This is a genomic window from Photobacterium sp. 270122K (assembly GCF_059941365.1).
In genome coordinates this window covers 252,929-266,556 of sequence record NZ_JBPOEN010000006.1, presented here as the reverse complement: position 1 = coordinate 266,556, position 13,628 = coordinate 252,929, and the positions used below count along the sequence as shown (strand labels likewise).

The 13,628-nt window shown below is 51.3% G+C and carries 10 protein-coding genes; all 10 read left to right on the top strand.

Annotation, left to right across the window (positions count from 1 at the left end; all coding sequences use genetic code 11):
* Window positions 1-165 precede the first annotated feature (165 nt).
* The 10 genes from tagH to tssC are packed head-to-tail and all read left to right on the top strand — an operon-like array spanning window position 166 to window position 13,586.
* A complete protein-coding gene (gene tagH, locus ACSF8W_RS13100) occupies window positions 166-2,160 on the top strand; it encodes a type VI secretion system-associated FHA domain protein TagH (RefSeq protein WP_500847762.1) in 1,995 nt (664 codons plus the stop codon).
* Between the two features lie 7 nt (window positions 2,161-2,167).
* A complete protein-coding gene (gene tssJ / locus ACSF8W_RS13095; protein ID WP_500847761.1) occupies window positions 2,168-2,623 on the top strand; it encodes a type VI secretion system lipoprotein TssJ in 456 nt (151 codons plus the stop codon).
* 31 nt (window positions 2,624-2,654) lie between these two features.
* Window positions 2,655-3,983 carry a type VI secretion system baseplate subunit TssK gene (tssK, locus tag ACSF8W_RS13090; protein ID WP_500847760.1) on the top strand — a complete coding sequence of 443 codons (1,329 nt, stop codon included), beginning with the start codon at window positions 2,655-2,657 and terminating at the stop codon, window positions 3,981-3,983.
* Window positions 3,984-4,013: 30 nt separating this feature from the next.
* On the top strand, window positions 4,014-5,312 hold the full coding sequence (gene tssL / locus ACSF8W_RS13085) for a type VI secretion system protein TssL, long form (protein WP_500847759.1): 1,299 nt from the start codon (window positions 4,014-4,016) through the stop codon (window positions 5,310-5,312).
* A gap of 20 nt (window positions 5,313-5,332) precedes the next feature.
* Complete coding sequence (gene tssM / locus ACSF8W_RS13080; RefSeq protein WP_500847758.1) at window positions 5,333-8,881, top strand: type VI secretion system membrane subunit TssM; 3,549 nt, start codon at window positions 5,333-5,335, stop codon at window positions 8,879-8,881.
* Entirely contained in the window at window positions 8,881-9,555 is a 675-nt protein-coding gene (tagF, locus tag ACSF8W_RS13075; RefSeq protein ID WP_500847757.1) for a type VI secretion system-associated protein TagF, read from the top strand. Before tssM ends, tagF begins: the two co-directional genes overlap by 1 nt.
* Window positions 9,556-9,569: 14 nt before the next feature.
* On the top strand, window positions 9,570-10,364 hold the full coding sequence (locus ACSF8W_RS13070; protein ID WP_500847803.1) for a PP2C family protein-serine/threonine phosphatase: 795 nt from the start codon (window positions 9,570-9,572) through the stop codon (window positions 10,362-10,364).
* A gap of 57 nt (window positions 10,365-10,421) precedes the next feature.
* Window positions 10,422-11,525, top strand: coding sequence for a type VI secretion system protein TssA (gene tssA / locus ACSF8W_RS13065; RefSeq protein ID WP_500847756.1), 1,104 nt, complete (start codon window positions 10,422-10,424; stop codon window positions 11,523-11,525).
* 58 nt (window positions 11,526-11,583) lie between these two features.
* Window positions 11,584-12,096, top strand: coding sequence for a type VI secretion system contractile sheath small subunit (tssB, locus tag ACSF8W_RS13060; protein ID WP_428479162.1), 513 nt, complete (start codon window positions 11,584-11,586; stop codon window positions 12,094-12,096).
* Complete coding sequence (gene tssC, locus ACSF8W_RS13055) at window positions 12,093-13,586, top strand: type VI secretion system contractile sheath large subunit (RefSeq protein WP_500847755.1); 1,494 nt, start codon at window positions 12,093-12,095, stop codon at window positions 13,584-13,586. Before tssB ends, tssC begins: the two co-directional genes overlap by 4 nt.
* Window positions 13,587-13,628: the final 42 nt, after the last annotated feature.

Sequence of the window (13,628 nt, the reverse complement as noted above, 5' to 3'; positions counted from 1 at the left end):
ATATTTTGAACACTGATTTCCCCACTGATTGCTATTTGCAAAAGATGTTTTTAGTATCCCATCGTCGTAGGAATTTAACTTAATATTTTGTGGTTTTTCCGTTCCTGCCCTCTTCAATTATCTGATTTGTTTGTCTTTTTCGTTCTATGGATGGGTGTTTATATTATGGAGTTGATACTTTCGATTGTAAGTTATCATCGTTTCACGTCTGATTTAGAAGCAAAGAAAAGTATTGCTCTTCATGATGTTTCACCCGTGCTGCATATCGGGCGCTCACAAGCGTGTGAATGGTGTTTACCTGACCCTGAGCGGGTTATTTCTGGTCAGCATGCCCGTATTGAAGGCCAAGGTAATGGATTCATTATTACCGACACATCAACCAATGGGTTATTTATTAACCGCTCGGTTGAGGCGTTAGGAAAAGATAATCAATACGAATTACGTGACGGCGATTTTATTTCTTTTGGGGATTATGAAATCGAAGTGGCGATCGGTGAGGCGGCAGCCGCGCAAATGGATGCGCCGTTAGCTGACATGCCCGTTGATGCACCCGCACAGACGGCGATGCCAGCTGAACCCGTTTCACAATCCGTACCGGAAGAGTGGGACTTTGGCGTTCGCACCGATCAGCTTGCGTCGTCGCAAGCGATGCAACAAGGGGGATTATTTGATACCCCTGTTGGTACGCCGTCGTCGTCGTCATTGTTTATTGGCGATTTGGAGGACAATTTTATTGCACCCGATCGTCAGCAAGACCCGGCTTCCGCGTATGACGATGAAGAGATGCCACTGGCTATTCCAGAAAATTGGAGTGATAACTTGTTGGGTGATACGTCATCTGACGCTCCACCTGCGCGCACGGTAGAGCCCGTTACCGCCCCTGTGGCAGAGCCGGTGGTCGATACCGTGGATGCCCCTGTGTTGGCTGACACGGTCGTTGAGCCCCCAGTTGTTGAAGTGCCAGTTGTTAATGCCCCCATTGCTGAAGCGCATGTCGCTGAAAAACCCGTTGCTAAAGCAACGATGGTTGAAGAAAACGTTGTTACCCCTTCTGTGGCTAAAGAGCCTGTGCTCGCGAAGGCTGCCGCGCCGATCCCTGACGTTGTGTTACCAGAGCCAGAGCCAGAGCCAGAGCCTGTGGCAGTGCCATCACAACCTGTTGCCCGTGTCGTCGCGCCAACGCCGGCACCACAACAACGCGCGCCTCAACCCACTCCGGCCGTTTCAGCCCCTGAGCCAGCTTATGTGGAAGAAGATGAATTTGATTTAGCGTCGCCAGATCCTGAATTTGCACCAGCACCCGTTCAGCAAGCTGTTGCGCCAGCCCCACAACGCGCCCCTCAACCGGTTGCACGCCCCGCGGCGCCAGCAGCACAACCTGCCGTATCGCAGCCGCGAACGTTATCACAGCCAGCGGCGATGGCACCGGCCTCAAGTCGTACACCGGTTTCAAGCACGCCTGTTTCAGGTGCACCGCAGTCAAGCGCTGCCACGGCACGACAACCTGTGCATGCACCCGCACCGCAACCTGCTGCGCCACGTTCGGCACCGCATCCGCTATTGGATGGCGATGCCTCAGCTCAAGCCTTAGCGTCCTTTATTCAAGGATTGGGTATTGATAGCACCATGGTACCGGATCAACACGCCGAGCAGTGGTGGTTTGAGATGGGGGCATCGATGCAATTGCTTATGACCGGTTTGATGGACAGCTTGCACCAACGTTCAGCCTTTAAACAAAACAATCGCTTGAACCAAACCTTGTTCAAGCGTCAGGAAAACAACCCACTGAAATTTTCAGCGTCAGTGGAAGATGCGATTCACAACTTATACAACCGCAAGAGTGCGAGCTTCCTGACGCCAGAAAGGGCGATCAATGAAGCGTTTGATGACATTAAACAGCACGAACAAGCGTTATTAGCGGGGGTGGAAGGATCGGTACAGAGCATGATGAAACAGCTGTCACCGGACTCTATTTCTCGTGGTGCCGGGGAGCCGTCGTTCTTTGGTCGCATGGCATCAGGCAGTCAGAAAGCACAAAGCTGGGCCGCGTATGTCGAAATGTATGAACGGTTAAACAGTGATTTGGATAGCGCAAAGCATTCATTTTATGCAGAAGATTTCGTGAAAGCTTACGAAGCATATTTGAAAGGGGGGAAATAGGATGGGCATGAAGAAAATATGGAAAGGTGCGGGTATGGCTGTCGCGGCGGCGTTGTTTTTAGGCGGCTGTACGCTACTGGTCGACCCGTATAGCACGTTGAACTTTGATGTGGCAAAAGATGTGAACCCGGATATGGAAGGGCGTCCATCACCGGTTGTGGTGAAAGTGTTTGAACTGTCATCGCGGACGTTGTTCGACAGCCAAGATTTTTTTGCTCTGTATGACGAACCGAAAAATGTGCTTGGGCCGGATTTGATCACCAAAAATGAATTTGAATTCTCCCCGGGTGCGAAGCAGACGTATGACTTAACCCTGTCTCCGGGCACACGTTATGCCGGCATTTTGGTGGCATATCAAGACCTCGAGAATGCCCGTTGGCGTGAAGTGATCGAAATCGATACCTCTGGCTATGACAAATACGACGTGCTAGTCGGTGAACTGTCAGTTTACGTCAACGAGTAACTGAAAAAGCGTCAATGAAGGAAATAAGAGTATGAGTGATGTAAGCCGTATTGCCTGGAGCGAGGGGATGTTTTTGCGGCCTCAGCATTTCCAGCAGCAAGAACGTTTCTTATTAAATGAATTGGCGCAAGTAGTGGGCCATCATTCACCCTATTTTTGGGGTATCAATGAGTTGCAAATTGATGAGCCCCTGCTCAATCACAGTCAGTTTGGGGTCGCGCGCGTCTCGGCCATGATGCCGGATGGTAGCGCTGTACTGCTGCCCAAACGCGAACCCCGTCCGCATGCGATCACCGTGGATAAAAGCGTGCGGGATCAAAAAGTGTATTTGGCGGTGCCGATCGAAAAAGCCGGCACAGTCAATACCAGCCCCGCTGATAGCGGCCAGGTCACGCGCTACCGTTTTGATGATCATGAAGTGGTTGATTCGCTCATTGGTCCTGATGCGACCGAAGTGTTGCAGTTATCGCAAATGAGTGTCGAACTGAAGTTATCTAGCGAAAGCTTATCCGGTTACGTCGCTATCCCCATCGCGCGCATTATTGAGGTGACGGAAGAAGGCCGTGTCATCACCGATGACAAATTCATTCCACCCAGCTTAAACGCACAGAAAAACCCCGTGCTGAAGCGCTGCATTGCAGAACTGCGCGGCATGATCAAATTGCGTGCCGATACCATCGCGAACCGACTGAGCCAAGGGCAAGGGTCAGCCAGTTCGATTGCCGATTTTTTAATGCTGCAAATGCTTAACCGTTATGAGCCACTGGTACGCCATTTCGATACCACGGAAGGACTGCACCCCGAAGTACTGTGTCAGCAATTGTTGACCATGGCCGGTGAGTTATCGACCTTTTCGTGTGAGCGTAAGCGTCCACCGGAGTTACCCGTCTACCTGCATGATGATCTCACCACGGTGATGGGGAGCTTGATGGTTGTGCTTAACCAGTTCATGAGCTCGGTACTGGAACAAACGGCCGTGAAATTGCCGATTGAATCGACCAAATTTGGGATCCGCGTGGCGCCCGTGGCAGATAAAGCCTTGCTGGAGCGTGCAACGTTCGTCTTGGCCGTGAAAGCCAGTGTGGAAACCGAAGAGTTGCGTCGTCGCTTCCCGGCTCAAATCAAAATTGGTCCGGTGGAACATATTCGTGATTTGGTGAATAACCAATTACCCGGTATTTCGACGGCGGCCTTACCGGTTGCCCCACGCCAGATCCCTTATCACGCGGGCTATCACTACTTCCAGTTGGATAAACACCATGACTATTGGAAGCGACTGAGTGCCAGTGGCGGCATCGCACTGCATTTATCGGGGAAATACCCGGATTTAGAGATGCAGTTATGGGCGATTAATGATTAGGCATGATGCGAACAGCAAGGATTGATAACAATGTCTGAGGCTACCTTAGTAAAACCTCGCCCGGGAGTCCGTGGTAAAGGGCAAGACACGAAATCGTCAGCCACGAAGACGGGCGCTGGCGATCAAACGTTGGTCTTGACCAAAGTAAAACCGAGCGGGCAACAGCGCCGCGTACAACCCCTTGGGCAAAACCCGCTGGTGGAAGAAGCGGGAGGCTTGTTGTCGATTGTCGGCCAAATTCGCAGCACCAGTAATCACAGTGATGTGGGTTTTTTGCAGCAAAGTTGTATTGAAAAAATCCGTGATTATGAGATGCGTTTGCGTTCGCTGTCGGTCAGTGGCGACAAGATTGAAGCGGCACGCTATTGCATGTGCTCCTTCATTGATGAAACCGTGCTCAATACCGTGTGGGGCGGGCAGTCGATCTGGTCGATTGAAAGCTTATTGTCGACGTTTCACGGCGAAACGTTCGGCGGGGAATATTTTTATACTTTGCTCGATCGTGCATTGACCGATCCACGCAGTAATCAGCAACTGCTCGAGCTGCAGTACATGTGCTTGTCGCTGGGTTTTGTCGGCAAGATGCGCCTTGAAGAGCGTGGCATCGATAAGTTGGAAAACTACCGTGAGCAAGTCTATCAAGCACTGAAAAGCCTGCATGGTGACTCTGAGCCGGATCTCTCTCCGGGCTGGAAAAATGCCGTATTGCAAGGCGTTGAACCGACGAATGATATGCCGCTATGGGTGTCTGTCTCGGTGTTTTCGGTGTTTATTTTGGCCATGTATATGGGCTTTAACTACCACATTAATGACTACTCCAACAAAGTTTTCAATCAGGTGAACGCGCTGGCGCGTTGGGAGCCACAAGCACAGCAAGTGGTCGATACCGCGGATCCGGCCTCGTTACGGTTGCAGCAATTACTTCAAACCGAGGTTGAGCGCGGTAGCGTGGAGTTGGTGGAGTTACCCGACCGCGTCAGGGTCATCTTAAAGTCCAGTGAGCTCTTTGCCTCAGGCAGTGCGGAAGTACAAGAAAGTGTGGTTCCGGTGTTGTCGAAAATTGCGCGTGCGCTGGAAACCACTGACGGTCGCATCATGATCACCGGCCACACCGATGATCGTCCTATTTTTACCAGTAAGTATCCGTCTAATTGGCACCTCTCATTGGCGCGTGCAACCGCTGTCGCGAACCGCATGGCAATGGGAACCGATTTGCACGGCCGTTTGTGGCCGGAAGGCTTGGGGGACTCTAAGCCGCGCGACGTGAATGACAGTGAAGCAAACCGGGCGCGCAATCGTCGGGTCGAGATCGACTTACTCTTCTTATAATCAGGGATCGGACGGAAGTCATGTTCAAAAAAGGAATGTTCAGACGTATCGGGCAGGTGTTGAGCTCGAAGTGGGCGGTGTCTTTATTAGGCCTACTGGCGATTTCAGTCTTGATCTGGTTTGGTGGGCCATTGGTGGCTATCGCCGGTGCGGAGCCGCTGGCGAGCTCGGTGTCACGTTTATCGGTACTGCTCTTGCTGGCCCTGATCTGGGGGATGGTCAATATATTCCATCTTGCCCGTAAGAAGCAGCAGAATGAAAAAGCAGTGCAGTCTCTCTTAGACGGCAATGATGACAGCGCGATGGCGGATGAAGCGTCACAGCGTGAAATCGACACCCTGCGCGATCGCATTGTTCAAGCCATGTCGGTGCTCAATAGCTCAAGCCGTGGCAAAAGCGTGTACCAACTGCCTTGGTATATTTTAATTGGTCCTCCGGGCACCGGTAAAACCACCGCACTGCACAATTCGGGATTGGAATTTCCACTCAAAGATCAATTGGGCAATGATCCGCTCGCCGGTGTGGGCGGAACGCGTCACTGTGATTGGTGGTTCACTAACCAAGCGGTGTTAATTGATACCGCAGGCCGCTATACCACGCAAGACAGTAACAGTGAGCAAGATGCCCGTGCATGGTTAGGCTTTCTGGGGTTACTGAAAAAATACCGCACCCGTCGCCCGATCAACGGGGCGATTGTGACCGTGAGTTTGGTGAGCTTGCTGACCCAAACACGTACCGAACGTAACTTGCATGCCCGTGCGATCAAGCAACGTATTCAGGAACTGAAAAACCAACTGGGGATGCATTTCCCCGTGTATGTGGTGATGACGAAGGCTGACTTAGTCGCCGGTTTTAGTGAGTACTTTTCCGATCTCACGCCCGATCAGCGCGAGCAAGTGTGGGGGATCACCTTCCCTGAGCATGCCGTTGACGCGGAACGCGGTGTGGTGGGCATGTTCAATAAAGAATTCCACCACTTGTTAGAGCGTTTGGTGAGCCGCATGAATGATCGCATGCAGCAAACCCGCGATATCGACAAGCGTACCCTGATTTATGAATTTCCCAAGCAACTGCGTTTGATCCAATCCGCTGCGGATGACTTCCTTAAAGAGATCTTTGTACCGAACTCGTTTGAAGAAGCCCCTATGTTGCGTGGTGTGTACATTGCCAGTGCGACGCAAGAAGGGGTGCCCATTGACCGTGTGATGGCGGAAACCTCAGGCAGTTTAGGCTTAGGGCAAGTCCCTCTGAAACAACCGGGCGGCGAAACCAACGGTTATTTCATCAAGCGTTTGTTTGAAGATGTCATTTTCCCTGAGCAGTACATTGGTTCCGTAAACCGTCATCATCAGAAGCAGAACCTGTGGTTGCGCCGTGGCGTATTGGCCACCAGTTGTGCCGCGATGGTGGCGATGGGGGCCTTGTGGTTCACCAGTTACAGTTGGAACAAATCCTTGGTGGATGACGCCTCTGTGGCCGTAGCGGCCTATCAAGAGATTGTGGCGCCGGAACTGACACCGGATACCGATGTGATCACCTTAACGCAGGCCTTGAATGCCTTGCGTGATTTACCTGCCGGTTACAGTGGCAACAAGATCAATGAAGATGCGTTTAAACATGCGGGTTTGTACCAAGGCGAGAAGCTCGGCCAACCGGCTGTTGCTGCTTACGATCGTGGCCTGCAAGGTTACTTAGCCCCGTTCCTGATCAATGCTATGCATGATGATATGACGGAAAACCGTGAGCACTTGGAATACCTGTACGAAACGTTGAAAGCGTACCTGATGTTGTTTGATGAAGAGAAATATGACGAGTCACAGGTACTGAGTTGGTTCTCATTGTACTTCGATCGTACGTTCCCTGGAGACATCAACCTATCGCTGCGTGAGTCACTCATGGCGCATACCGTTAACCTGCTAAAAGCTGGTCTGAATGGTGTGACGCAAGATGAAGACGTGATCCTTGCAGCGCGTCATGAATTGACCAATATGTCACTAGCTGAGCGTGCTTACCAGCGTTTGAAAGTCGAGTTCAGCAAGAGCAATGTACCGGACTTCCGAATCACCGATTTACTCGGGGCACACAGCCGTAAGATCTTCCAGCGCGCCAGCGGTGCACCGCTGAGTGAAGGGATCCCAAGCTTGTACACCTACAGTGGCTTCCACACGGTCTTTTTGCTCGAGACGCAGCGTATCGTGAAACGTTTGACCGAAGACAGCTGGGTTTACGGCGATAAGATTGATTTAGGCGATGACACCCGTGATGAAGTGATCAAGGAAGTGAGTGAGAAATACTACCGTGATTACGTTTATGTGTGGGAAGCCTTGCTGGCGGACTTGGAGTTGATCCCTTACGGCAATGTCGATGCCGGCTTGTATCAGGCGCGTGTGCTATCAGGCTCTGAACAGCCAGTGCAAACCCTGATTGTTGGCTTGCAAAAGCAATTGCGTTTAACCGCATTGCCGATGAGCAACAATGCCAAAGCTGCCACCGAAGTGGCGGGCAGCGTGGCGAGTGTGGCGCTGGCGCAAAAGAAAAACAACATTAACCGTTATTTGCCTAACGACATGCCACAGATAGACATTGATCTGCCTGGGCAGCCTGTTGAAGAGGCCTTTACCGAGTTGTTGAGCGTGGGTGAAGTGGAGCTGCTTGCTCTGAAAGAAGCGTTCACCATGCTACATAACCATCTGGTCAATATCAGCAATTCGGAAAAAGCCGAGAAAATTGCTTACCGCAGCCTATTAAGTGGGGACAAGCAAGCCTCGTTCAATGGCTCGATGACGCAAGCGAAACATGCGCTACCTGCACCGTTTACCTTGTGGATCGATGACATCACGATGCAAACCTCCAAGCTGGCTAAGCAAGGCTCGAAGGTGCAGTTGAATACCTTGTGGAAGAACACCGTGGTACGTCAATACCGTTCATCGATTGCGGGTAAATATCCGTTCTCTGAAGGCGCGGTAAAAGAAGTGAAGATGAAAGACTTTGGTGATTTCTTTGGTCATGGTGGGGCGATGGACAAGTTCTTTGATCAGCATTTGTCGTCTTTTGTGGATACGTCTAAGCGACGTTGGCGTTTCACTAAAAATATGGGCTTGAGCGATCAGTCACTGGTGGTGTTCCAACGCGCAAGACACATTCGCGATGCGTTCTTCCCTTCGGGCAGCAAGCAGGCAAACGTGGAATTTGGATTAACGCCAGTGTCGTTGGATAAACATATCAGCAACTTTAAGTTTGAGTTTGGTGATCAGGAAATGATCTACCGCCATGAGCCGCCGCGTATGACGACGTTCACGTGGCCGGACCGTAGTCAGTCTACCCCGATCCGCTTGGTCTTTACGCCACCGCGTTCAGGGCATTCGATCACCAAGAATTATCCGGGCAGCTGGGGCTTGTTCCGCCTGCTGGATAATGCGGCGAAACAGCGTCCGAAAACCCGCTCAGACAAGTTAATCAACTTAGAACACAAAGGAAACCGTGTGACGTTGAAACTGCTGCCAAACAGTGTGACTAACCCTTTCTGGTTGGATGATATTGAGCGCTTTGGCGTGCCGGAGAAATTGTAATGGGGCAATTTGGCTATTTTGGCAAAGTGCCTGCCCGTGGCGATTTTTTACAAGAGCAATTACCCAGTGCTTTCGTTGACAGTTGGAGTGAATGGCAACAAGCCATTCTGGCTGTGAGTCGGGAGCAACTGGGGGAAGAGTGGGCGGATTGCTACCTCACCAGCCCCGTGTGGCACTTTGCCCTCTCTCCGGGGGCCTGTGGCCGCAGTGGCATGGTGGGTACCCTGATGCCGAGCATTGATCAGGTCGGGCGACATTTTTTCCTGACCTTAGCGGCCGAAGTGGAAGGGCCACCGGTGATGTATTGGCATCAACGCCAGTGGTGCAATGAGACCGAAGAGCAGATCTTCAAAGTACTGGATGATGACAATGATATTCAGGCCTGGGGAGAAGAAGTGAAAAAAGCGGAATGGTTACCGGACGTTGCCTCTGAACTGCCGGTCATTCAGCAAGGGGCTGAGCAAAGCCAGCAGTATGTGTTGCTTTGTGATGACGAATTACACGCAAACCATTTGCTGCATGCAACGTACCGTGAACAGTTTGATCGTTATTGTATTTGGTGGACCGCGGGTTCCGCGCGTTTGCCAGGATGTATGTTAATCACCAGTGGGTTGCCGCTGGTGAGCCAGTTCGCTGCCATGATGGACGGCGACTGGGCGAAATGGGGTTGGTAGAAACCATGAACCGTATAGATTGGCGCTATTTTTCTTATGCACAGAGCCACCCGGGCAAAGTGCGTGCGTATAACGAAGATGCATTGTTAGATTGTCCCGATTCGGGCGTATGGGTGGTGGCCGACGGTATGGGCGGGCATCAGGCCGGTGATGTCGCCAGTCAAATGTTGGTGGATATTGTGCAGCAACATATTCGTACCGTGCCGAGCAGCATGATTTCGGTAGATTTGCTGCATAACGCCCTGCATGACGCAAACCGGCAGATTTTCGACTATTCCGAGCGGTATATGGAAGGCGAAACGGTGGGAACCACCGCGGTGGTGTTGTTCATCCAAAACGGTGAATACCATTGCCTGTGGGTGGGAGACAGCCGGATGTACATGCTGCGTCAGCAACAGTTGATTCAGTGCTCACGCGATCACAGCCAAGTGATGGAGATGGTGGAGCAAGGTCTGCTTGCCGCCGAAGAAGCGGAAAATCACCCGCTGGCGAACGTGATCACACGGGCGATTGGCGTGAATGAAGACGTGCTGGTGGACCATGTGTCAGGCCCGTTGATGTTAGGTGACCAATTCCTGCTGTGCTCGGATGGCTTGACCAAAGAACTCAGCGATCAACATCTCGCGCACTGTTTGCAGGCCAATAGCCTGTCGGATTCAGGGTTAGCCTTGATGCATTCCGCCTTGGTGCGGGGAGCGTCAGATAACGTGACGTGTATTTTGGTTCGGGCAACCTGCTTGGAAACGGATGCCCAAGAGCGACTGAATACACCGGTTAATGATGCCACGGTGCCCGTGTTTCGCGGATAAACCACAGAGCATGATGCATTTACCCGCAAAGGACATTGCACAGGCAGGGATGTCGAGATGATAGATTTTGAAGCACTACAAACGGCCATCAGTGATGAATCGCCGACGGGGAACGATCCCCGCCATGATACGTCACCGTATTCCGCTTACTTTTCGTTGAAGGATGTGCGCAATACCGCACGTGCTGCTGAACGGCATGCCTTGGTGGATAACGAACCATTATTCAGTCTCGCTCATCATTGGACTGAGATTTTGGATCGCGTGCCGACGATTTTAACCACTGAATGCAAAGATTTGGAGTTTGCGGCGTGGTTCATTGAAGCCCTTGCACGCCACCATGGCTTCCAAGGTTTGAAGGTCGGGTTTGATACCGCCACCACCTTGATTGAGCAGTTTTGGACCGAACTTTATCCGATGCCGGATGAAGACGGAATGGAAACCCGCATGGCGCCCATTGTCGGTCTGAACGGCGTGGAAGGAGAAGGCACGTTGTTGTTGCCGATCGCGTGTATTCCGCTAACGGAGCATGATGGTGAGAAAGCGTACTCGTTATGGGAGTACGAGCAAGCCCTAGAAATTGATCGGCTGGATGAAGACAAGAAAAAGCACCGCATCGATATGGGGTCAGTGGATCTCAAAAAGGTGCTGGCTGCGGTGAAAGCGACAGATGCGAACTTCTATGTCCAACTGCATCACGATATTGAACAAGCCATCGCCAGTTTTAATCAGTTGGTGGTTGCGATGGATGAAGCCAGCCAATCCTCCTTGCCGAGTTCGCAAATCAGCAAGCGGATGCAAGCGTGTTTAGATGCGGTGCAGTACCTCGCTGAAGACAAGTTGAAAGCGGCGGCGCCCTTGCCTGTCGAAAATGTGATGACTGAAACAGACGGGGAGGCAGATACCCTCCCACCGCAAACGGCCGCCACCCATTTAGTGGTGCAACTGAATTCGCGTCAAGAAGCGATCAATAACCTGAAACAGATCGCGGAATTTTTCAAAAAAACCGAACCACATTCCCCCATGGCCTATGGCATTGATCAGGTTGTGCGTTGGAGTGATATGTCATTGCCGGATCTCCTTGAGGAGCTGATCGCAGATGGCGATGCAAGAAAAGGGTATTTCCGCTTAGTGGGTATAGTGCCGGAAAATCATGATTCATAATGTTTGGGCGTTCGTTGGCGAATGATCAAAGTAAGATGTAAATAATAGGGAGAGCAATATGGGAAGTATCCACGGGAAGTTATCACGGGTACGTAAACCAAGGGTACACATTACCTATGATATCGAAACCGAAGGGGCTAGCGTTAAGAAAGAGCTAGCCTTTGTAGTTGGGGTCATGGGGGACTTTGCGGGTCAGAATATCGATGCATTAAAGCCGATCAAAGACCGTCGTTTTATTCAGATTGATCGTGATAATTTCGATGATGTTCTGAACCGCATGAACCCGAGATTGAAACTGCGTGTGGATAATAAGTTATCGGATGACGACAGCGAGCTAGACGTTCGCTTGAACTTCTCGTCAATGTCAGATTTCGAACCTGCGGCGATTGTGAACCAGGTTGAACCACTGCGTAAGCTGATGGAAACCCGTAACAAGCTGCGCGATCTCATGACCAAAGTTGACCGCTCTGAAGAACTTGAGAATCTGTTGGAAACCGTCCTTAGCAACACCGAAGATCTACAAAAATTATCGGACGAATTGAATCAAGGGAAGAAGGAGCCAGCAGAATGAGTCAGCCAATCTCAGAGGCGTTAGATGCCGCTGTTGAAGAACAGACCAGCTCATTGCTTGAGCAGGCTATTTCGGCCACCAAGCAAACCGAAAGCGCGCGTGCGGAAGAGCTAATACGTACGTTGACGGAAGAAGCCCTAAAAGGCACGGTCACGTGGAATAAAAACCTGACGATCACCTTCCGTGAAGCGATTGCCGCGTTGGATAACGCGCTATCCGTTCAACTTGCAGAAATCATGCACAACGAACAGTTCCAGAAGTTGGAAGGCAGTTGGCGTGGCATGCACCACTTAGTGCACAAGTCTGAAACCGGTCAAACGTTAAAAATCCGTATGCTCAATATTAGCAAGAAAGAAGTGCATAAGGATTTGAGCAAAGCGGTAGAGTTTGATCAAAGCCAGATTTTCAAAAAAGTGTACGAAGCGGAATTCGGCACCCCGGGTGGCGAACCGTATGGTGCTCTGATCGGTGACTATGAATTTACTAATCACCCGGAAGATATCGAAACGTTGACCTTGATGTCAAATGTAGCCGCTGCGGGCTTCTCACCGTTCTTGTCGGCTGCATCACCTAACTTGTTCGGCTTTGATGAGTGGGACGAAGTCAACAAACCGCGTGATTTAGAAAAACTGTTTGATTCGGTGGAATACAGCAAGTGGCGTGCGTTCCGTGAAAGCCAAGACTCGCGTTTCGTGACATTGACCATGCCACGCGTGATGGCTCGCTTACCGTACGGCGAAACAACGACACCGATCGAAGAATTCAGATATGAAGAATTCCCGTTGGATCCGATCACGGGTCTGTCGCAACGTGTTGATCACGAAGATTACTGCTGGATGAACTCGTCGTACATGTTAGGTACGCGCTTGACAGAAGCGTTTTCTAAGTACGGATTCTGTACCGCGATCCGTGGTGCGGAAGGCGGTGGCCGTGTTGAGAACTTGCCGTCTCACATGTATGTCAGCGATGAAGGTGATCCGGCCATGAAATGCCCGACGGAAATTGGCATTACCGATCGCCGTGAATCGGAATTGGGTAAATTGGGCTTCCTGCCATTGTGTCACTACAAAAATACCGATTACGCGGTGTTCTTTGGCGCACAAACTACGCAGAAACCGGTGATCATGGACTCCCCTGAAGCGACGGCGAATGCGGCGATTTCAGCGCGCCTTCCTTACATCATGGCGACCTCGCGTTTTGCCCATTATCTGAAAGTGATGGCACGAGACAAGATCGGTAGCTTCATGGAAGCGGAAGACGTGGAAAGCTGGCTAAACCGTTGGATTTTGACTTACGTGAATGCGGCGGAAGGGGGCGGTCAGGAGATCCGCGCGAAATACCCATTGGCTGCAGCGAAAGTGAAAGTGCAAGAAATTCCAGGCCAACCGGGTGCGTACAATGCCATTGCATGGCTACGCCCATGGTTGCAAATGGAAGAGCTCACCACGTCGCTACGTCTTGTGGCGAAAATTCCGGAAATCGGCCACTAAGCGCCCCCCTCAAGAAGCAGGTGACTATCACCTGCTTCTCTC